This is a genomic window from Vibrio sp. LB10LO1, assembly GCF_010092875.1.
Lineage (GTDB): Bacteria > Pseudomonadota > Gammaproteobacteria > Enterobacterales > Vibrionaceae > Vibrio > Vibrio campbellii.
In genome coordinates this window covers 1-20,642 of sequence record NZ_JAADJW010000047.1, presented here as the reverse complement: position 1 = coordinate 20,642, position 20,642 = coordinate 1, and the positions used below count along the sequence as shown (strand labels likewise).

Genomic DNA, 20,642 nt, shown 5'->3' with positions numbered 1-20,642 from the left:
CGATCTTAGTTAGACCCCCGAACAGTAAGGAGTTACAAAGCTCACCCAACCCTTAAATGCGGAGTTTGCAGGCGCACGCAAACTTATGCAACTTGACTAATGACACCGAGCTCATATTGGTCAAACTATATAACTGTCAGCGCTGGCGTTTTCCTGTGTTACGAAGAGAACTTATTATGAGTGATAAACCGAAAACAAAACCACTTCCTTCCTTTGTTGAGGAACGCCTAGACTTTTATATTCAAGATCTGATTGAGCAGAACGAAAACCAAAAGCACTTGGTATTAGGGAAGCGACCACAACAAGGAGCGGTGGTCATGCAAAGTAACGACTACTTGTCGTTGTCCCACAATCTACAAATTCAACAGGCACATCGTGATGCTATCTACGAGCACGATGATAACGTTGTCATGTCTGCGATTTTCTTACAAGATGACGACTCAAAACCTGCATTTGAAACGCAGCTCGCGGATTATGTCGGTATGGGCAGTTGCCTATTATCCCAGTCCGGATGGGCAGCCAATATTGGCTTGTTACAAACGATTTGTCCGCCAGAAACACCGGTCTATATCGACTTCTTTGCACACATGTCTTTGTGGGAAGGTATTCGAGTGGCAGGAGCGCAAGCGCATCCATTCATGCATAACAACATGAACCATTTGCGCAAGCAGATACAGCGTCACGGCTCTGGCGTTATCGTTGTGGATTCGGTCTATAGCACGATAGGTACGATCGCCCCACTCCACGACATCTACGAAATGGCGCGTGAGTTTGATTGTGCTTTGGTGGTCGATGAGTCCCACTCATTAGGCACGCATGGGCCAAATGGTTCTGGCTTGGTGAAAGCATTAGAACTCACTGATCAAGTGGATTTCATTACGGTGAGTTTGGCAAAAACATTTGCTTATCGGGCTGGGGCGATTCTTGGTCCAGAAAAGTTGGCTAGAACGCTACCCTTTGTCGCATTCCCAGCCATCTTTAGTTCGACGGTCCTGCCACAAGAGATCGTTCGACTTGAAAAGACTCTCGAAGTCATTAGAAGCGCAGATGATAAGCGAACCATGCTGTTCAATCGCGCTAAGGAGCTCAGAACAGGCCTAAAGCAGATTGGCTTTCATATCCGCAGCGAATCGCAAATTGTGGCGTTAGAATGCGGTAGTGAGCGAAATACGGAACGAGTGCGTGACTTCTTAGAAGAACGAAACGTGTTTGGCGCTGTATTCTGTCGTCCTGCAACGGGCAAGAATAAGAACATTATTCGATTTTCGATCAATGCTGATATGACATCTCGTGACATTGACCATGTCTTGACGGCTTGTCAGGAAGCGTATAACCACCCAGAACTAGAATTCGCCTAACGAATCGAAAGCGGCACATTTGAATGGAAGCTTGTGAATGCCGGAATACAAAGAGCTCAGCATAGTGCTGAGCTCTATTCGTTTTCGTCATCCTATTGAGCAAGAACTAAATCCAGTTCGCAATCTTGTCGAACAACCTGTTCTTATCCGCAGGTTTAACGATGAAATCCGACATGCCAGATGAACCAATCTTGTCGAGTGTTATCGGTGAGCTATCACCAGTATGCGCAATAATAGGCACCGAAGCGTACGCCTTATTTGAACCTCTGATTTGACGAGATGCTTCTACACCATCCATCACCGGCATTTCGATGTCCATTAGGATTAAGTCAACATTGTTCTCATTCAATGCGTTGATTGCCTGCAGCCCATCTTCGGTTTGGATCACTTCAAAACCCTGCTTCTCAAGCAGCATGGCCGTAAACTTGCGTAAAGACTCATTATCGTCAACCACCATAATGGTTCGCTTGTTTGTTGAATCGAGCGGCTTCGCTGGCATCGATGGAACAACATAATTAGCGTCATACAGTAAACGGTCGATGGTCGCTCGAGTATTCAGAAGCCAGGCTTGTGTCTCTACCCAAATAGGTTCAAAAGAAACGCTTCTCGCTCTTTGAATTGGATGGTGCTCAAACATGTAAACAATGCGAGCTTCAGTGAACGACAGTAACGACTCAACCTTATCTATATGGCTGCCACGGGCGTCTAAACTCTCCATATCGATCAGGATCAAATCAAACTCGAACTCGTATTCTTTCTTTTTAAGAACCGCAGGAACATCGAGAACCGTGAGTTCGAATCCCATAAAACGAGCAATGTCCGTCACTTTCGAAACTAAGATGTTTTGCTCACTCACAAACAAAATCGTTTTTAGCTTGGTTAGCTCACTCTTAATCTCTTTGACTGCGCTTGAGCCAATCGTAGGGAAAGTCATCGTGAACTGAGACCATTCGCCGACTTCTGATTGGCAACGAATATCACCGCCAAATGAACGCATCACTTTCTTACAGAAAGGCAATCCAAGGCCATAGTTTCCTGACTTACCCGTAGTGTAGAAATCTTGGAAAATACTTTGAAGAACTTCTGGTGCAATGCCCGAACCGTTATCAGTCACCACAATTTGGTTGGCAAATTCATCACTGTACATGGTGACGTGTATGTGGAAGTCTTCTGAACTACGGTGGTGGAAGGCGTTCTTGAACAAGTTGTACATCACATACTTAAGCAATGTATCGCTGCCCAAGAAATCGAACTCACTTCTTACATCCAAGGAGATAGCAAAACGGTCTGTCGATCGTTTGTAACTGAAACTTTCAATCGCACTCTCAACAACAGATTGTGCAGAGTGCTTTTTAAATGTCGAGCGAGACACACGGTTCTCGTCAATTGAGGTAAGAAGCAAATCAATGGTTTCGTTTCCTGAATGGATGATCTTCATTGCGTCACTGCTGACTTCTCGTAACAGTGTCACGTCTTCATCACTTAACGTGTACTGCTCTTTCTTGCCCTCTTTCGGATTTGGCAACACGGATTGAATGACATCGATAGAAGTTAATAAACCACTAAGTGGGTTTCGCATTTCGTGGGCGATACCTGCCCCAAAAGACTTTGCGATTGAGACTTTTGCTTCATGTTCTACCTGGTTTCGGAAATAGAACAAGTTACCAAAGAGATAAATAAACAAGAAGATCGGTACGTGCGTCCAATCCATGGTGAGTTCGAGGTGAAACCCCTGCGCTACCCAAGCAAAAAACGTCGCTAGACCAATTCCCGCAAATGTCTGGGCAAACATCACCGATGTGATATGCACGAGCAGAATGTGCAGAAAAATCGCCGACATAAACGACATTACCCATACATTCGACCAGTTGTTCATCAGCAACATGTAAAAGAAAAAGCAAGGTAAGCAGAGCGTTGTGACCACTTGATAATAGGCGGGTAAGAACCTACGCCACTCAAATGGCGTACGATTACGATAAATGATGCCGAAGAATAAGATTGAGCAGAGAATACGAAGCGGTAGGTTTTCATATGGCTGCGGGAACATGAACTCCCAAACGACGTAGTAAATAGGAAAGCCGACGAAGCCCATCCATCCTACGAGGGTAAGGTTGGGTTCTGCGTACTGATATACTTTGCGAATCGCGTCCATATTTACTTTATCTACTGAGCCTAGCATTTACTGATTTTATCTTTAGCATTGTTTTCTTTGTATTTGCCTTTCAATTATATATTAGTTATCGCACATAAGCAGTGAGACATTAATCAAATATTTCGCGACGCTCCTCTTTAAATTCAGAGCTTTATATTCACAAAAAGAATCACTAGGTAACTTTGATTGTTAATTAATCAGAAACTGAGAAGTGGCGCAACGTCATGTACATGAATGCCATGCAACATAAAAACACCAGCACAGTGCTCACTTCCCTATTCAACTTATCAAACAAGGACACCTATGCAACCAGTGGAAATTAAAAATGTCGTATTCGATGTAGGTAATGTACTCGTAAGGTGGTCACCAATCGAAATCGTGAGACTGACTTTTGGAAATGATGTCGATGCCGAGGCGTTAGCGAAAGATCTTTTCACGAGTGCGATTTGGTTGGATTTGAACAAAGGGCTGATTACAGAAACACAAGCCAAACAGCGGTATCAACTCGAAAAACAGTTGTCTGAGAGCGAAGCAGAGCGTTTCTTTTACTACGTGAAGCATACCCAACTTCTGATTTATGGCAGTGTGGACCTTCTAAAGCGCATAAAGTCAGCAGGATATCGTGTGTTCGCTCTGACTGACAATGTAGTAGAGATCGTTGAATATCTAAAAGCTACGTATGACTTTTGGCCGTTATTTGAGGGCACAACAGTATCTGCAGAACTTGGCTTGTTGAAGCCTCAACCAGAGATTTATCAGAGCCTATTAGAAACCCATCAACTTTTAGCGAAAGAAACCGTGTTCCTCGACGATATGCCCTATAACGTTGAAGGCGCACGCGAGGTAGGCATTGAGGCGATTCAATTTAAGCACGCAGAACAATGTGAGTGTGAACTAAAAGCCATGGGGTTGAGCTTTTAGGATTGGTTCTAACGACAAAGAGCAGCACTTGGCTGCTCTTTTAGGCTCTACAAGGTGTAAATCAACGACAAGGGCTATGAGTAAACCACGTTCTCTTCGATGCCATTAACGAGTGATTGCGCACTTGACCAACGAAACACTTTCTCTAGCACTTCATTACCACCTGGCGTTTTCCAGTTTCGCTCTTGGCATTCTTGTCCACCAATGTGTTGATAAAACTCAACCGCAGGTTCGTTTTGGGAGACCACCTCAAGGTATAACCCACTGTCCTTAAAGTATTGCTGGTGCCATTCTGCTACAGCAAGAAGTAACTGTTTACCAATGCCTCTTCCGCGGTAGCTATCATCAACGTGTAATGCCTCAATAAAGCTACCACGCTCAAAGTCATGATTACCAAACACGCAAATGAAACCAAGAAGAAGTCCCCCCTCTTCTGCTAAAACAATGTGTTGGTTGAATGGCGGGTTGGTTAAGCGCGTTTGCCATATCAACAGCTTGTCGTCGATGGCTTCACTATCCAAGTACGCATCACTTAACACTCCGCGGTAATGACGCTTCCAGCTGTCCGCATGTAACTGCGCGATGCGTTCATAATCCTTATATTCCGCTAATCGTAATTCCATTACGTATTCCTATGTTCTTTTATTGCTTCTCTAACGAGCTTTGGCATTTTCCACCTCATTAACTACATATTATTGGCAGATTTTACAAATCTATAGCCACAGCTCATTGATTAATACTACTCATTATTCGTTTAAAAGCAAAATATCCCACCGACAACCGCTGTTTATTGCGAGCTTGCCCTTAACGATAGAACTGTCACAACTCGAAACAAAGTCATCTAACTTTAGTTTGACTTACACGTGTACGCTGATATTCTGGCGTACAGTTGTTAGCTCAAAGTTAGGGACACACCGTGACGCATAATAAACCGCCTCTTATCTGGCTGAATATACTAATATTTTCTGCCAGTTTTATACTGACCTTCGTTGTATTGCCTTGGTATGCATACCATTACGGATTAGGTTGGGAACATCTGATCTGGGGCATTCTCGCCTTTAGCTTTACCAATCTCTCCATTACCGCGGGTTATCACCGCCTATGGAGCCACAAAACCTACGAAGCTCACCCAGTTTTACGATTCATCTTTGCCATCGGTGGTGCCTTCTCTCTTCAAAACAGTGCGATGCATTGGTCCTCTGATCATCGAGTTCATCACAAACATGTCGACGATAACGACAAAGACCCGTATTCAGCGAAACGCGGTTTTTGGTACTCGCACATTGGTTGGATGCTTCGTGATTACAACAAATCAAGAGAGAACGAGTACACGAACTGTCGCGATTTGAAACGAGACAAGATCGTTGCGTGGCAGCACAAGTATTACGTTCCTTTAGCTATTGTGACTAATATCGGCTTCCCTCTTTTACTGGGTCTTATCTATGGTGATATCTGGGGAATGTTCCTGATCGTTGGTGCTGCTCGCCTGTTTTTGAGCCATCACACCACTTTCTTTATCAATTCATTGGCACATGTTTGGGGCAAACAAACCTTTACTGATAAGAACACCGCTCGTGACAATGGTATTTTGGCATTCTTTACGTTTGGTGAGGGCTACCATAACTTCCACCACATCTTTGAAAACGATTACCGCAATGGTGTCTACTGGTGGCATTACGATCCAACAAAATGGCTGATCAAGTCCTGTTCTTGGTTGGGCTTAACAACGAAGCTTCGCACGACATCGACGTTTCGTATTGAGAAAGCGCGTGCAACTCAGTTATTGAAAAAAGCGAAAGAGAAACTTGAGAGTAAACCGAACAGCCAATCAATCAGAGACCAGCTCCAGCAAGAGTTTGATGCTCTAGTCCATCATATGCAGGAATACTACGAAGTGCGCAAAGAAGTGCTCGGAGAGAAAACAGCGACAGTAGTGAAAAAATACGAGCGCTCGGTATCAAAGTTGAAGTACCAACAAATTAAAGAAGAATTTGAGCGTCAACAACGCAGTTGGAACCTTTTAGTACGTCGCTACGCCTAATCTGCGCTTCAATATAACGACGTTGAAATAACGACCTCAAAACAAAAGCTCCGATCATTCGGAGCTTTTTTGTACAATCAAGCCCCTTTAACGTGATCTAGCTCGAAGTATCACTTTTCCCACTTTTTAATCATTTCGTACGATTTTTATTCGATAAATTGTTCATATTTTCGTTTCATTAAAATCCATAAAACCAGTACATAACACCTAAAAAACGTAATTTAAACAATATAATCCAAGGCAATTATTTATTAATCTATTATTTGTTTTAGATCATGCTAGCTCTAATTTAGTCTCGTGCCACAGGAAAGAATTCTGTAAATTCCCAGACATAAACTGAAACAGTTTCTTTCTTTTTTTCATAATATCTGGAGACAACCCTATGTTAGAGCTCTTAATTGGCTTGGTAGTGACCATTGCTGTGGGTTATTTCATTGTCAAAGGCTACAAAGCCGCTGGCGTGTTATTAACCGCGGGTATTAGTTTGCTTCTAATGACTGGCATCCTTGGCCATGACGTTCTGCCATCAAAAGTAACCTCAACGGGTAATATGGTGACGGACGCACTAGAGTACGTAAAATACATGCTTCAATACCGTGGCGGCGGCCTTGGTATGCAAATCATGCTACTTTGTGGCTTCGCGTCTTACATGACACACATCGGCGCAAACAATGTAGTCGTAAAACAGTTCTCTAAACCGCTTTCTGTCATCAAGTCTCCATACGTCCTTTTGGTAGCGGCTTACATCGTGGCATGTTTGATGTCTCTTGCAGTGAGTTCAGCAACAGGTCTAGGCGTGCTATTGATGGCTACCCTATTCCCAATGATGACGGCAATGGGTATCTCTCGCCCTGCTGCTGTAGCAGTGTGTGCTTCACCTGCGGCAATCATCCTTTCGCCAACTTCTGGTGACGTGGTTATCGCGGCAGAAAAATCAGGCCTAGCACTTGACGTGTTCGCGGTTCAAACCGTACTGCCTGTTTCTATCTGTGCAATCATCGTAATGGCTGCAGCGGCTTTCTTCTGGAATAAATACCTAGATAAGAAAGACAACACGCCAATGGAAAAGATTGACGTATCTGAGATCAAAGCAGATGCGCCAGCGTTCTATGCTGTTCTTCCTTTCCTACCAATCATCGGCGTATTCCTATTCAACGGTCGTACGATTCCTGGCCTGACTCTAGACATCTACACGATCGTGGTAGGCTCTATCTTCTTGGGTGCCGTGATTCACTACGTGGTGAACAAATTTGACGGTAAGAAGTCGCTTGAAGATCTTGATTCATGTTATGCAGGTATGGCAGATGCGTTTAAAGGCGTAGTAATGCTGTTGGTTGCGGCTGGTGTATTCGCACAAGGTCTAATGTCAATTGGTGCTATCGATAACCTACTTCATCTTGCAGACAATGCAGGTGCTGGCGGTGTTGCACTAATGCTTATCCTAACTGGCCTAACTGTTGCCGCTGCGATTGCGACAGGTTCTGGTAACGCTCCATTCTATGCGTTCGTAGAGCTTGCACCTTCACTGGCTGCGAAGATGGGTTTAAACCCTGCGTTCCTAATCATCCCAATGCTACAAGCTTCTAACCTAGGTCGTACTATCTCGCCGGTATCTGGTGTAATCGTTGCGACTTCTGGTATGGCAAACATCAGCCCATTCGAAGTGGTGAAACGTACATCAGTGCCTGTTCTCGCAGGTCTGATTACTGTGATCATCGGTACTATGGTGCTTGTACCAATGACGGCATAAACTGCAGCTACATCGCGCAAATCAACAAAGGCTCGACTTCTATGTCGAGCTTTTTTATCCATTCAATACACCTTATCGCCACCTATCCCCTCTCTTAATACTCCGCATTGAATACGCAATGTGTCTCTTATTTACAAAACACTGCACATTATGAGCAAGACCAATTTGCTTAATATCTCAGGTACTTATATAACGTTCCAATACATTCACAAAATGGAACTTACTATGACTTCACTTATTGTTTTTATCGTCATCGTTTTGCTTATCGCGGTGTTTGCGGTCAGCATTTACAACAAACTAGTGACGCTACGTAATCGCTTTAAAAACAGCTTTGCTCAGATTGAGGTTCAGCTAAAACGTCGTTACGACCTGATCCCAAACCTTGTTAGCATTGCGAAAGGTTACATGGAGCATGAAAAAGAAACCTTTGAGCGTGTCATCCAAGCACGTAACCAAGCGATTTCTGGCCTGAAAGCAGCAAGTGATGCGCCAGATAGCGATGCGGCCATTAACCAACTGGCACAAGCAGAAGGCATGCTACAAAATGCGCTAAGTAAGTTAAATGTTGTTGTTGAAGCTTACCCAGAACTGAAAGCCAACGAAACAATGACTCAACTGCAAGAAGAGCTGACTAGCACAGAGAATAAAGTCGCTTTTGCTCGCCAAGCCTTTAACGATGCTGTCACCAGCTACAACACTTACAAGCAGACTTTCCCACCAGTTCTGTTTGCCAATATGTTTGGCTTCCAAGACGGTAAGCTGCTTGAGTTTGCAGACAGTGAAGCAATCCAAGAAGCGCCAAAGGTTGAATTCTAATGGATTTCTTTGACCATCAAGATACCGCACGTCAGCGTACCGGGCTTTTGGTGTTTCTGTTTTCCTTAGCTGTATTAATCATCACTGGCTTGGTCAGCGTACTGTCGATTGCTATTTATTACGGGGTCACTGGGGAGCCGTTTGATCAACGAACCGCCATCACCTACACCTTATTGTGCTTTGGAGGCGTGGCACTGGTTGTCGCCATCAGCTCTATGTTTCGCTTATCTGAGCTCTCTTCCAATGGCGGTCGCGGCGTTGCTGAAAGTATTGGGGGTAAGCTTATCTCCTCGAATACAACTGACACGAAACACCGTCAATTGCTTAATGTGGTTGAAGAGATGGCAATCGCATCTGGCATTCCCGTTCCTCCTGTTTATGTCATGCAGGAAGAACGAGGTATTAACGCGTTTGCTGCAGGCATGAGTATTGATGATGCCGTAATCGGTGTCACACAAGGCGCGCTAGACAGCTTTTCCCGTGATGAACTGCAAGGTGTTATTGCTCACGAGTTCAGCCACGTATTAAATGGCGATATGCGTATGAACACGCGCTTGATTGGCGTCTTGTTCGGTATTACTTGTATTGCGCACTTGGGTCACTTGGTTCTCGACAATACACACTACACGAGCCGCGCATCAAGAAGCTCTTCGGATTCCGATAAAGGCTTCGCTGTCATTATGTTGATCGCGATTGTATGTTTGGTGCTTGGCTGGGTTGGTACTTTATTTGGATCAATGATCAAAGCAGCTATCTCACGACAACGTGAGTTCTTGGCGGACGCGAGTGCGGTTCAGTTTACTCGTAATGACCAAGGTATTTCAGGTGCTTTGAAAAAGATTGGCGGTCATGCATCTGGCTCTAGCTTGGATGCGCAAGCGAGCAGCCAAATGAGCCACATGATGTTTGGGCAAAGCAGCTTGTCTGGCTTTACCGGCTTCTTCGCTACTCACCCACCTCTGGAAGAGCGAATCCGTCGTATCGAGCCCACTTGGGATGGCAGCTTTTCGCACAGAAGTCAGAGCAACACTTCAGCGTTTGGAAGTGAACAAGTCAGCGGATTTGCGTCGGATGCCGATTTCAACTCTCAAGACCATGAACCACAAAGAGCCACGCCAACTTCCTCAGAACTAAGTGATACAGGTAAACAACTGATCAGCCAATTGCCCCAAGACTTGGTAGACATTGCGCGTGAACCCTACAGTTCGCGCTTTATTGCATTGCTCCTGATCTTTGATGGCAGCGATGTGCAACGTGAGATGATCAAAGGTCATATTCCAATGGTCTCGCACGCAAAGCTGTTACCATGGCTGGATTACGATTTGCCCCTGCACCTAAGGCTTCCTCTACTAGAGCTCGCCATCCCAGCACTTAAATCAATGAGTGAAGGTCAGAAAAACAGACTTTGCCAAGTGTTGCGAGAGTTGTCTCAAACGGACAATCACTACTCACTGGGTGAATGGTGCGTCATTAACTTGTTTGAAAAGCAGCTTCTTGCGCCTTTTGGCTCTACTCGCCAAAACAAGACCTTCAAGCAACTCCAAGAAAGCGTACATTGGTTGCTACGTGAATTGGCGTGGGTCACGCATTCAGAAAGAGAGGGCGCACAACGCGCATTCAACGCATCGCTCACCTCGCTAGGATTTGCAGAAACGACATTGGAAGCGCCAAACAACAACTGGCGTTTAAGTCGCGCGGCATTAGAACTGTTGCTACAACTGAAGCCAGCTCAACGACGCCAGTTCGTGAAGGCTTGTCGTTTAGCAATTGAGTCTGACGGTCAGATCACCGTTGCAGAAGGCGAATTGTACCGAGTGATCGCGTGTTTCTTGGAAGTTCCAGAACCGCCGCTTACTGTGACGCTGTAAACACAGAAAGTAAAACGCCAGCGATGAGCGCTGGCGTTTTTGTATTCGGCTATAAGTGACGCTGATTAAGCAGCTTTAAAGCGCTCTGGAATCTTAGTGATGCTTTGACGATAGCTGAACCACAAGTAGGTCACGGCTAATGAGAAGAACAAGTAAGACAAAGCAAACACGATAGGAGAAGTAATCAGCTCTGCTGACATACCCCACATTACGCCGATCACTGTAATCGTCAATTTAGATAACATGCCACAGATCAGTAAGAACAATGCGAACTCTGGGAAACGCGAACTACGGAATGCGAAGAAGTAGCAGCTACCTACTGCAAGCGATGCAATAGAAAGACCTAGCATGAATGAATGGATGTGATCTGCTGATGCGACACCTGCAGAAACAGAAGCCATAAGTAATAGGAACAATTTCATAAGTCACCTCACTACGAGTAGAAAAAAGCATCCTTTCATTAATGAAAACTCATTTTGCGCCCTATTTTGCTTATCTATTTAGCAATTACAAGCACATTTTTTGCTCACTTTATGTCCGCCCTCCTCCTTGAAATCAAGTTATTACAAGTGTTTAACATTATCTAATTTATAAACCCTTTAGATCCTGCACTTACAGAAAACAGTCTCTATTTTGGCCACTTTTGTTACAGAACATTAACACTAAAATATTTTGAAACTTTTTGCTTAAACTGTGAGCCAAACACTTAACTTCACGCTATCCATCTCGTTTCACTTAGGATCTCACTACCAAATCAACGATTCTTTACGTTAGATCAACATTTCCTTCATATATAAAACCATCCCATTACAAACATTTTTAATGTTTCAAATTATTTTTAGTCATAGGGGTAAAAAGAGATTCCAATCACACATTTATTGGTTATAATCCGCGCTCATTACGTTATACGTTGAAAAACGCAAACTTATTTTGAGTAAACCCTATCTTTAAACCGACCCCTCTTTGCTATCCGCCAAGAGGTATTACTGAGAACAAAAATGAGCAAGATTGATAAAGCTATGCGCATCCTGCTAGCAGGATTCTGTATCAACCTTTGTCTTGGCATCCTGTATGCTTGGAGTGTATTCAACAAAGCACTAGTGACTGAGTCAGGCTGGAGCGCAGCAGAAGCATCTGCACCTTACGCGACTGCAACTATTACTTTCTCTATCTGTCTTCTTGTTGCAGGTATTCTTCAAGACCGTATGGGTCCACGTTTGATCCTTATCCTAGGTACTGTTCTAACAGGTCTAGGCATGATCGCGTCTGGTTTTGTTAACTCACCACTAATGCTGAACATCACTTTCGGTGTGATCACTGGTGCAGGTATCGGTTTTGGTTACGCGTGTCTTTCTCCTTCAGCAATGAAGTGGTTCCACGCATCTAAGAAAGGTATGGTTAACGGGATCATCGCAGCAGGTTTCGGTCTAGCAGCTATCTACCTAGCTCCTGTGACTTCTGCGCTGATCGACAGCATGGGCATCCAAACGAGCTTCCTAGTTCTTGGTGTTGGTATCCTTGCTATCGCTGTTCCTCTAGCAGCAACAATCAACAACCCACCAGCGGATTACACGCCAGCTGAACCTAAAGTAAAAGAAGGTCAAGCACCTAAGGTTGTGAAGAAGTCTGACGACCTAACTTGGAAAGCAATGCTTAAAACGCCACAGTTCTACTCTCTATGGATCATGTACGCGTTCGCAGCTTCTGTTGGTCTTATGATCATCGGTAACATCACAACTATCGCAAGCGTTCAAGCGAACCTACCAAACGCGGTTTACCTAGCGTCTATCCTTGCGGTATTTAACTCAGGCGGTCGTGTAGCAGCTGGTATGCTTGCAGACAAGATCGGTGGCGTACGTACTCTTCTTCTAGCGTTCGTTCTACAGGGCATCAACATGGTTCTGTTTGCAACGTTCAAAACTGAGTTCACGCTGATAATCGGCACAGCAATTGCAGCAGTTGGTTACGGTACGCTTCTAGCTGTATTCCCTACTCTAACGGCTGAATTCTACGGTCTGAAGAACTACGGTACTAACTACGGCGTGCTATACACAGCATGGGGTATCGGTGGTGCAATCGGTGCTGCTGTTGTTGGTTTCTCAATGACTAACGGTGACGGTTACACGCTTGCTTACACTATCTCAGCGGCAATGATGGCGGTATGTATCGTACTAGCGTTCATCACTAAGCCACTGACTGAAGCGAAAGTAGCGCAACTGAAAAACGCTTAATCGCCAGTTCAGTTCTATTTATCTAATAGATCTGCAGAAATTGATTCGAAAAAGGCTTAACCTATGGGTTAAGCCTTTTTTATTATTAGTTGGTTATGGAAAACACCGTCGAACTCGCGCCAGATTACTATCTCGATAACTTCCTTAAACTCACTCAGCACGCTACCGAATGGTACAGCGACTTACTTACCAAAGATGAACACCAATGGCTGTCCGCGTTTGGTAGCTTAAACAAACCCGCACAATGCCTTCTCGTACGTCTTTACAGCCGTAAAGGGTGTTGGTTTCGCAGCGACAAACTCAGCTATCAAGAAATCGAGAACATCCAGGCGGCTTTGGATGAATTGGCAGCTCATGATTTTGTCTCGCTCTCCCCAGACCTAACAACGCAAGAATTAGCAGCGAATCTACTGACCAAGCCAGAAATCGTCACGCTCTATCCTGAGCATCCTAAATCCCTCAAGAAAGAGGCGTTAGTGGCATGCCTGAGTGAAGAGCGTTTCGAGCTATTTGAGGCTCTGGATTTCACGGTGATTAAGCTTAACTCCGCACACATGATTGATGTTTTGCTGACGCTGTTTTTTGCGAATACCCATCAAGACCTCAGTCAGTTCGTGCTTGATGATTTAGGCTTACACCAATTCGAACAATACCAGTTAAGTAAAGCGCGTCGATTCTTCGAGAGTAGAGAGCAAATCGACCGTCTTATTGAGCTCAGCCAGCTCTCCAACCTTTATTGGCAATGCGACAGAAAACAAAAAGATAACCTCGATATTCTTATCGAAGCGATGCCAGAACGGGTTGAACATCGCTACGTCGACCGTAAACGTGAGCACATGATTAACGACATTGCCCGTGATTACGAACGCATAAACGAACTTGAGATGGCAATTGCGCTGTTTGAGACGACCACACTCGCGCCAAGCCGAGAGCGTCGTGCTCGCATATACGACAAGCTGGAACAAAACGATTTGTTTAGTGACATTGTCACTGAAATGCTCGCTCACCCTATTGATGTTTCCGAGTTTGAGGTGGCACAAAAGCTTGAACAACGCGTTAAACGTAAACAAGGATTGAAAGTCCCGAGAGCCACCAAGCCAAAATGCAGCGAATACCATATCGAATTGGACCTATCACAGCAACGTGTTGAACTGGCAACCAAAGCGCATTTCGAAAGTTTAGGTTGGACCGTTTTCTATTCCGAGAATACCCTACTCAACAGCTTGTTAGGATTAACCTTGTGGAATGCGATATTTGCACCGATAGAAGGCGCATTCATTAACGCTTATCAACATCGACCATTGGATTTGTATCACGCCGATTTTGCCGATAAAAGAAAGCAGCTTATCGACAATGCGCTTGAGCAAGTTCAACAAGGGAAGACGCAGGCGCTGATTGATACATACAGAGATAAAGTTGGGGTAAGTAATCCCTTCGTCAGTTGGGCGTATGTAAACGAAGAGCTGATTTCCCTAGCACTTGAACACATCCCTAATGACCTGTTGGTCGAACTGTTTAACGTGCAGTTAAGCGACCTAAAACTCTATCGAAACGGCATGCCGGATTTGATAGCTTTTAAAGATGGGAAGTTTGAATGGATAGAAGTGAAAGGTCCGGGCGATAAACTCCAAGATAACCAATGGCGTTGGATCAAGGAGTTCAATCGCCTCAATGTGCCGTTCTCAGTTTGTTATGTAACGGCACAAGCTTAGGGAAAGAGCTAAAAAGAGCTTTAGCGGTTTACTTTGGCGTTCTTCTGCCCTTTCTTCTCTTTCAATTGATCAATCACGTAGCTTGGTGCGACTTTCTCTAGTTCGCCCAAGCACTCATCTGTTTTCGGGTTGTCGTAACGGACGTAAATATCACACACTGCGTAAAGCTGTTCCGGCGCGCCAGAAATCAAATATGCTTGCTCAAAAGACTTCACCGATTTGTCTAAGTTGTACTCTTCTTGCAAGACACCATTGAGATACCAATAGTAGCTGTTATCTTTCGCCATGTTGGCCGCTTTTTCAATCTCTGAAGCAGCACTCTTCTTGTCATCAAGACGTACTAGCGTCAGCGCTTTTGAGTAATGTAAAGGCGCGTTGTCAGGATGAAGCTTAATTGCAGAATCCAGCGTCTTCACTGCATCAGCATCGCGTTGCTGAGCTCGGTAGTTGTCCGCCAAGCTTAACCAGATTTGTGGATTCTCCGGCTGATTGGTCACTAAAACTTGATAGATTTTATCTGCTTTATCCCATTCATGGTGCCAACGATAGACATCCGCTAACAGCAGTTTAGAGCCGTCGTCTTTCTTGTGCTCTAAGTAGCTGATCAGTTCAGCAACCGGAGCTTCAAGCGTTTGCTGTTGCTCGCTGCTCACGTTAGAAAAGTCACGCACTAAGTTGGTCGCAGCTGTAATACGAACCATCGCCTCTGGATCACTCAACAGTGGCTCAATCATGCGCCAGCGATGTTCAATCGTGTAAGGTTCTGCTCCGACAATCGCAGCTTCACGAACCGCAGGGTCTTGATCTTGAAGACTGCGTGCAACCGCCACCAGCGCGTTTTGACTTGGGTATTTAGCCAGCTCATGCAACGCTTCAATACGCTTTTCTACTGGCTGTTTCACGTCTTGAGCTTGATAAGACCACTTCGCAACCACTTGCTGTGGCGACATCTGTGCCGAGTTTGCTTTTTGAGAGCTTGTCACGCTGGCAGAAGAGACTTGGTCTGGTGCGAGCAAGGTTTCATCCTGCGCTGCAACAGATTGGCTTGCGGTGACACCTAAAGCGACAGCTAATAACGTTTTTGAGAATGTCATATCAATCCCCTTAAAATTTGGTTTCGAATACAGGACGCTTCGCCGCTTGTTGGCGTAACACTGCATCACTGTATTTGCCATGTGCCACAGGGTTACCCGTTGCACGAAGAATGTATGCCATTGCCTTATCGGCATGAGAGAAGAACTTTTTCCAACCTGCACACAGGTAGTTCAACCCGGGCTCACCGTCTTTGGTGCGAATGAAACGGTTTTTCGGACACTCGCCGTAGCAAGCGAATTGGTAATCACACTGTTGACATTGCTTGGTTAGCGAGCGAGTCTTGGCAAAGCCAAACTTTTGTTGCTCAGGACCATACGCCAACGTGTCTAATTTTTCGTGGTGGATGTTGCCAATCTTGTATTCTGGATAAACGTAGTGGTCACAAGCGAAAACATCGCCGTTTGGTTCCATTGCCAAGCCTTTGCCACAAACCTCACCGAGCGTACAAAGTGGGTTTTTACGCCCCATCCAAGTCTCTACACTCGCTTCAAAGTACTGAACAAACACCTTGCCAATGTCGTGTTGAATCCACTCATCAAAAATCGCGATAAGAAAGTTACCCCACGCCTCGTCTGCCACACACCATGGCTCAACCACAGAGTCTTTGTGACCAGGAATAAGACGCTTGTCGCCTTGTTTCAACTGCTCTTGCGGCTCCCATGTTTGAGGTGCGGTAGTACGGAACGTTTTCTGTTCTACGATGGGAATAAACTGCATTTGCGGAGAACGCACTTCATCACGCAGGAATCGGTACACCTCAAGAGGATTGCGGCTGGTTAGATTGTTTACACAAGTCAGCGTTGCGAACTTCACTTCGTGTTTGTGCAGCAGTTCAACAGCCTTCATCACTTGGTTAAACGTGCCACGCCCTGCGCGGTTGGTTCGGTAAGCGTTGTGCATCATTTCTGGCCCGTCGATACTCAAACCGACCAAGAAGTTATTTGCTTTTAAAAATGCACACCAATCATCGTTGAGCAACGTACCGTTGGTTTGCAAATCGTTTGAAATGACCACGCCTTCAGGCTTGTACTTAGATTGAAACTCAACAATCTTTTTAAAGTAATCCAAGCCCAACATCGTTGGTTCACCACCCTGCCAAGAGAAGATGATTTCCGGCGTGTTTTGTCCTTCAATGTACTGACGAATGTAGGTTTCTAACGTCTCTTTATCCATCACAGGCGTGCAGCCTTTTTTGTACTCAAGTAAGTCCTGTTTGCTGAGGTAATAGCAGTAAGTGCAATCAATGTTACAAGCTGCCCCGATAGGCTTTGCCATGACATGCAAACGCTTAGAGGCTTTACCGTTGAACTGAGGACCTTGAGTAATGTGCATACGTCACCTTTTTCGTTATGAAATGCAGCTGAGAACGCTCATAAGCGTGCCATTCTCACCTTGATGACCTAATCATAAATCCCATTAATACAAGAGGCTTGTTATACCGTTTATAACCTTTTTTCATAGCGTTTATTGCTAATATTTATCGTGACTTTTTTGGCGAGAAACTATTGATGAAATCATTTAAAAGCAAATCGTTAACCGCACTTTCCATTCTATCATTCAGCGTATTAATGAGTGGTTGTGCGACTCAATCACCGCACCCTATCGCGCTTAACATTGATCAAGACATGGTGTTGGTTGAAGGCGGTTCATTTGTCATGGGATCGGACAGCGACTCCGCCAAGAAGGCAGAAACCCCAGCACGCGAAGTAAAGGTAGACGGCTTCTACATTTCCAAATTCGAGGTCACTCAAGAATTATTCGAATCTGTCATGGGTTCTTCAATGAGCTACTTCCAAGGTGCAAACATTCCCGTTAATAACTTGAGCTGGCAACAAGCAAATTACTTCATTGAGAAGTTGAACGAACTGACTGGTGAAAACTACCGCTTACCGACAGAAGCGGAATGGGAGTTTGCCGCAAAAGGTGGTAACAAGAGCCAAGGTTTCACTTACGCAGGCTCAAACAACATTGCTGATGTGGCGTGGTATGCCGACAACTCCAAAAACCAAGCCCACCCAGTTGGTCAAAAACAACCTAATGAACTTGGTCTGTATGACATGACAGGCAACGTTGGTGAGTTCGTTATTGATGCTTATGACGACACCTTCTACCGCTTTGGCCCAACCGAGAATCCGAACAACGCTAAAGACGAAAAAGCCGGCCTAGCACACAAGTCCGTACGAGGTGGCAGCTTTGCCTATGATTCTGATGAATCAGAGAATTTCCGTCGAGATTTCGCAAGCCAGTCTATAATTATGTCGGACATGGGACTTCGCCTTGCTAAAGATGCTGATTAAGCACGATTACGCATGAGAAGCGACGTTACTGCCCCTTTGGCATTCTTACCAATTAACACGTCTCTTGGTTAGGGAAATGGTTAGGGAAATGGTTAGGGAAAGAGGCTAGATCCACGTTGTTCTCATTTAACCTCAAATGTATACAAACAATACATTCAAACTTAGGTAAATAATAATATGAAGAAACACATCTGTGCCCTTGCAGTCTTATCTGGTTTATCGTTCTCAGCGATGGCTTTAGATTGCGACCCAAGCTTGCTGCCTTCTTGGAAAGATGGAGCGAGTAAGACCGCCATCGTGAACTACGTTGACCAATCTTTGGATACAACAAAATCGACATTCATCCCTGAGCAAAACCGTATTGCCGTATTTGATAACGACGGTACGTTATGGTCAGAGAAGCCTTTCTACTTCCAGCTGGCCTATGCGCTAGACGAAGTGAAAATCATGGCAAAAGACCACCCAGAGTGGAAGACGCAAGAGCCGTTCAAATCAGTATTGAACGATGATATCGAAGGCGTTTTTAAGGGCGGTGAAAAAGCACTGCTTGAGATCGTTAAAGTCACGCACAGCGGCATGACGGTAGAGGAATATCAGCAAAAAGTCGCCGATTGGCTGAAAGTCGCGAAAGATCCACGCTTTGGCAAAGCTTATACCGAACTTACATACAAACCAATGCGTGAAATGGTGACCTACCTGCAAGAGCATGGCTTTAAGACCTACATTGTCTCTGGTGGCGGTGTGGACTTTATGCGTGTTTGGGCACCAGAAGTGTATGGCATTCCTGAAGAACAAATCATTGGTAGCGCACTAAAATACAAGTACGACTACAACGACGGTAAGCCAACTGTGACTAAGTTAGGTGAAATCCTAACGATTGATGACAAAGCAGGTAAAGTGGAAAACATTCAACACATCATCGGTAAGAAACCTGTTCTCGCAATTGGTAACTCAGACGGTGACCACGCGATGATGCAATGGGCAACCAGTCAGCCAAACTCGATGGCGATGATCGTTCACCACACCGATGAAGATCGCGAGTGGAAATACGACCGTAAATCCAGCGTCGGCCACTTAGATAAAGCGATGGATGAAGCCAACCAACGCGATAACTGGCATCTTATCGACATGAAAAACGAATGGTGCACCGTCTACTAACACCATGACGACTTCTTTAAAGCTCCCCTTTTGGGGAGTTTTTTTATTCATTTTCAATCGTTAGCCTTTTCTTCACGATCACTTCACGACTCTTCACACACAATACCTCTCATCAAAACGAAGAGGTAAAAACATAATGAAAAGAACAGCCCTGACGATTCTAGCAGCAAGCTCATTTTCGGTAGCAGCCGCACCATACGTGGGTTTGGAGTATGGATTCGGCACCACCGACCACGATTTTGAAACATCTTTTGAAGCTGACGGTGTGAATCTCAACCCTGAACTGGAAGACGGTATTTTTGGTGGATTTGTTGGCTACTCGATCAACGACTCTTGGGCAGTAGAACTGGGTTACAGCCAATTTGAACTGGACGATAGTCGTTCAAAAAACTTAGGCATCGAGAACATTGATGGTAAAGACTACCACCGTGAAATGGAATGGGATTCATCAATCAAGGCAAAACAAATCACTCTCGCCCCTGTGTTTAGCTACGCATTAAACGATAAATGGACCACCAAAGTGAAAGCTGGCCTGAGCTACACACAATACGAATCTAAAGCAGGTAAGTATGAAGAGCATGAACTGGTTTCAAATGACGATGTGGAAATGAGCAAAACACTTTTCCACAACACAGAAAAGAATAACGAGTTGGGTGCCGTGTTCTCTGTTGGTGCGGAATACAAAGTCTTCCCTCAATTGACCATCGGCGCAAACGCGAAGTACCAACTTGATAGCTACGCAAACACAGCATCAATCAACGTAGGTTCTACTTACTATTTCTAAATTAGGAAGCCATTAGCATGAAAAAACTGATTCTTGCGTCAATGCTCGCCCTACTTTCAGGCTCAGCATTGGCAGCCTTTACCGGTCCTGAAACCGCTGCAATCAATACCGTCAAAGAAGCACAAAACGCGGCTGATGATAGTTTTGTGTTGCTAACGGGCAACATTGTGCAAGCTCTGGGTGATGAGACCTACTTGTTCAAAGATGAAACTGGTGAAATCCAAGTTGAGATCGATAACGAAGATTGGATGGGGCAAGATGTATCACCAAAAGACAGAGTTGCGATTCGCGGCGAAGTAGACTCTGAGTGGACAACCACTCAAATAGACGTCGATACCATTCAGAAGCTTTAAGCGCTAGCAATTATCTTTTGTCCCAGTTAATCAAAAGCCACCGTCAGCGGTTAACTCCGATCAGTTAAGCAAATGATCAGTTGAACGATCCTTTGGTTGGTTGAAA

17 protein-coding genes are annotated in these 20,642 nt (G+C 44.8%); 12 read left to right on the top strand and 5 right to left on the bottom strand.

The window, feature by feature from the left end; genetic code table 11:
• Positions 1-56 precede the first annotated feature (56 nt).
• Entirely contained in the window at positions 57-1,358 is a 1,302-nt protein-coding gene (cqsA, locus tag GXP65_RS22710; RefSeq protein WP_275898100.1) for an alpha-hydroxyketone-type quorum-sensing autoinducer synthase, read from the top strand.
• A gap of 106 nt (positions 1,359-1,464) precedes the next feature.
• Here the strand turns inward: cqsA and GXP65_RS22705 are convergent, their stop codons facing one another.
• Positions 1,465-3,510 (bottom strand): hybrid sensor histidine kinase/response regulator, encoded by a 2,046-nt coding sequence (locus GXP65_RS22705; protein ID WP_162093791.1) that lies wholly within the window; start codon positions 3,508-3,510, stop codon positions 1,465-1,467.
• A 303-nt stretch (positions 3,511-3,813) separates the two neighbouring features.
• Here GXP65_RS22705 and GXP65_RS22700 point away from each other — a divergent pair, with 303 nt between their 5' ends.
• Entirely contained in the window at positions 3,814-4,431 is a 618-nt protein-coding gene (locus tag GXP65_RS22700) for an HAD family phosphatase (protein ID WP_038891692.1), read from the top strand.
• Positions 4,432-4,505: 74 nt separating this feature from the next.
• On the opposite strand, the gene GXP65_RS22695 is transcribed toward GXP65_RS22700, so the two are convergent.
• Positions 4,506-5,054, bottom strand: coding sequence for a GNAT family N-acetyltransferase (locus GXP65_RS22695; protein WP_005426812.1), 549 nt, complete (start codon positions 5,052-5,054; stop codon positions 4,506-4,508).
• A 293-nt stretch (positions 5,055-5,347) separates the two neighbouring features.
• On the opposite strand from GXP65_RS22695, the gene GXP65_RS22690 reads away from it, so the two are divergent.
• The 4 genes from GXP65_RS22690 to GXP65_RS22675 all read left to right on the top strand — a co-directional run bounded on the left by GXP65_RS22690 (position 5,348) and on the right by GXP65_RS22675 (position 10,906).
• Complete coding sequence (locus tag GXP65_RS22690) at positions 5,348-6,472, top strand: fatty acid desaturase (RefSeq protein WP_045369066.1); 1,125 nt, start codon at positions 5,348-5,350, stop codon at positions 6,470-6,472.
• Positions 6,473-6,854: 382 nt separating this feature from the next.
• Positions 6,855-8,222: an anaerobic C4-dicarboxylate transporter DcuC gene (dcuC, locus tag GXP65_RS22685; RefSeq protein WP_012129600.1), complete on the top strand. Its 1,368-nt coding sequence runs from the start codon at positions 6,855-6,857 to the stop codon at positions 8,220-8,222.
• Positions 8,223-8,447: 225 nt separating this feature from the next.
• The gene (locus GXP65_RS22680) at positions 8,448-9,038 is read left to right on the top strand and encodes a LemA family protein (RefSeq protein ID WP_162093787.1); all 591 of its coding nucleotides are present in this window, start codon (positions 8,448-8,450) and stop codon (positions 9,036-9,038) included.
• A complete protein-coding gene (locus GXP65_RS22675) occupies positions 9,038-10,906 on the top strand; it encodes a M48 family metallopeptidase (RefSeq protein ID WP_162093786.1) in 1,869 nt (622 codons plus the stop codon). Before GXP65_RS22680 ends, GXP65_RS22675 begins: the two co-directional genes overlap by 1 nt.
• Positions 10,907-10,971: 65 nt before the next feature.
• On the opposite strand, the gene GXP65_RS22670 is transcribed toward GXP65_RS22675, so the two are convergent.
• A complete protein-coding gene (locus tag GXP65_RS22670) occupies positions 10,972-11,328 on the bottom strand; it encodes a hypothetical protein (RefSeq protein ID WP_038892371.1) in 357 nt (118 codons plus the stop codon).
• A gap of 576 nt (positions 11,329-11,904) precedes the next feature.
• Between GXP65_RS22670 and GXP65_RS22665 the strand changes: the two genes are divergently transcribed.
• Both GXP65_RS22665 and GXP65_RS22660 read left to right on the top strand, forming a co-directional pair.
• The gene (locus GXP65_RS22665; protein WP_010452181.1) at positions 11,905-13,137 is read left to right on the top strand and encodes an OFA family MFS transporter; all 1,233 of its coding nucleotides are present in this window, start codon (positions 11,905-11,907) and stop codon (positions 13,135-13,137) included.
• Positions 13,138-13,232: 95 nt separating this feature from the next.
• Positions 13,233-14,849 carry a VRR-NUC domain-containing protein gene (locus GXP65_RS22660; protein ID WP_162093785.1) on the top strand — a complete coding sequence of 539 codons (1,617 nt, stop codon included), beginning with the start codon at positions 13,233-13,235 and terminating at the stop codon, positions 14,847-14,849.
• 20 nt (positions 14,850-14,869) lie between these two features.
• Here GXP65_RS22660 and GXP65_RS22655 read toward each other — a convergent pair whose 3' ends face one another.
• Together GXP65_RS22655 and GXP65_RS22650 are read right to left on the bottom strand one after the other, a co-directional pair.
• Positions 14,870-15,943, bottom strand: coding sequence for a HEAT repeat domain-containing protein (locus tag GXP65_RS22655; protein WP_162093784.1), 1,074 nt, complete (start codon positions 15,941-15,943; stop codon positions 14,870-14,872).
• 10 nt (positions 15,944-15,953) lie between these two features.
• Entirely contained in the window at positions 15,954-17,276 is a 1,323-nt protein-coding gene (locus GXP65_RS22650) for an anaerobic sulfatase maturase (protein WP_162093783.1), read from the bottom strand.
• Between the two features lie 176 nt (positions 17,277-17,452).
• Here GXP65_RS22650 and GXP65_RS22645 point away from each other — a divergent pair, with 176 nt between their 5' ends.
• The 4 genes from GXP65_RS22645 to GXP65_RS22630 all read left to right on the top strand — a co-directional run bounded on the left by GXP65_RS22645 (position 17,453) and on the right by GXP65_RS22630 (position 20,536).
• Positions 17,453-18,241: an SUMF1/EgtB/PvdO family nonheme iron enzyme gene (locus GXP65_RS22645; protein ID WP_017819196.1), complete on the top strand. Its 789-nt coding sequence runs from the start codon at positions 17,453-17,455 to the stop codon at positions 18,239-18,241.
• A gap of 177 nt (positions 18,242-18,418) precedes the next feature.
• A complete protein-coding gene (locus tag GXP65_RS22640) occupies positions 18,419-19,399 on the top strand; it encodes an HAD family hydrolase (RefSeq protein WP_077262982.1) in 981 nt (326 codons plus the stop codon).
• A 136-nt stretch (positions 19,400-19,535) separates the two neighbouring features.
• On the top strand, positions 19,536-20,183 hold the full coding sequence (locus GXP65_RS22635; RefSeq protein ID WP_005431751.1) for an AcfA family outer membrane beta-barrel protein: 648 nt from the start codon (positions 19,536-19,538) through the stop codon (positions 20,181-20,183).
• A gap of 17 nt (positions 20,184-20,200) precedes the next feature.
• Positions 20,201-20,536 carry a NirD/YgiW/YdeI family stress tolerance protein gene (locus GXP65_RS22630; protein WP_005431766.1) on the top strand — a complete coding sequence of 112 codons (336 nt, stop codon included), beginning with the start codon at positions 20,201-20,203 and terminating at the stop codon, positions 20,534-20,536.
• Positions 20,537-20,642 lie beyond the last annotated feature (106 nt).

Excerpts from the sequence above, each read along its gene's own strand:
- GXP65_RS22665 (WP_010452181.1), top strand. The coding sequence starts at position 11,905 with ATGAGCAAGATTGATAAAGCTATGCGCATCCTGCTAGCAGGATTCTGT.
- GXP65_RS22705 (WP_162093791.1), bottom strand. The coding sequence starts at position 3,510 with ATGGACGCGATTCGCAAAGTATATCAGTACGCAGAACCCAACCTTACC.
- GXP65_RS22650 (WP_162093783.1), bottom strand. The coding sequence starts at position 17,276 with ATGCACATTACTCAAGGTCCTCAGTTCAACGGTAAAGCCTCTAAGCGT.
- GXP65_RS22635 (WP_005431751.1), top strand. The coding sequence starts at position 19,536 with ATGAAAAGAACAGCCCTGACGATTCTAGCAGCAAGCTCATTTTCGGTA.
- GXP65_RS22660 (WP_162093785.1), top strand. The coding sequence starts at position 13,233 with ATGGAAAACACCGTCGAACTCGCGCCAGATTACTATCTCGATAACTTC.
- GXP65_RS22680 (WP_162093787.1), top strand. The coding sequence starts at position 8,448 with ATGACTTCACTTATTGTTTTTATCGTCATCGTTTTGCTTATCGCGGTG.
- GXP65_RS22640 (WP_077262982.1), top strand. The coding sequence starts at position 18,419 with ATGAAGAAACACATCTGTGCCCTTGCAGTCTTATCTGGTTTATCGTTC.
- GXP65_RS22630 (WP_005431766.1), top strand. The coding sequence starts at position 20,201 with ATGAAAAAACTGATTCTTGCGTCAATGCTCGCCCTACTTTCAGGCTCA.
- GXP65_RS22655 (WP_162093784.1), bottom strand. The coding sequence starts at position 15,943 with ATGACATTCTCAAAAACGTTATTAGCTGTCGCTTTAGGTGTCACCGCA.
- dcuC (WP_012129600.1), top strand. The coding sequence starts at position 6,855 with ATGTTAGAGCTCTTAATTGGCTTGGTAGTGACCATTGCTGTGGGTTAT.
- GXP65_RS22700 (WP_038891692.1), top strand. The coding sequence starts at position 3,814 with ATGCAACCAGTGGAAATTAAAAATGTCGTATTCGATGTAGGTAATGTA.
- GXP65_RS22695 (WP_005426812.1), bottom strand. The coding sequence starts at position 5,054 with ATGGAATTACGATTAGCGGAATATAAGGATTATGAACGCATCGCGCAG.
- GXP65_RS22670 (WP_038892371.1), bottom strand. The coding sequence starts at position 11,328 with ATGAAATTGTTCCTATTACTTATGGCTTCTGTTTCTGCAGGTGTCGCA.
- cqsA (WP_275898100.1), top strand. The coding sequence starts at position 57 with ATGCGGAGTTTGCAGGCGCACGCAAACTTATGCAACTTGACTAATGAC.
- GXP65_RS22645 (WP_017819196.1), top strand. The coding sequence starts at position 17,453 with ATGAAATCATTTAAAAGCAAATCGTTAACCGCACTTTCCATTCTATCA.
- GXP65_RS22675 (WP_162093786.1), top strand. The coding sequence starts at position 9,038 with ATGGATTTCTTTGACCATCAAGATACCGCACGTCAGCGTACCGGGCTT.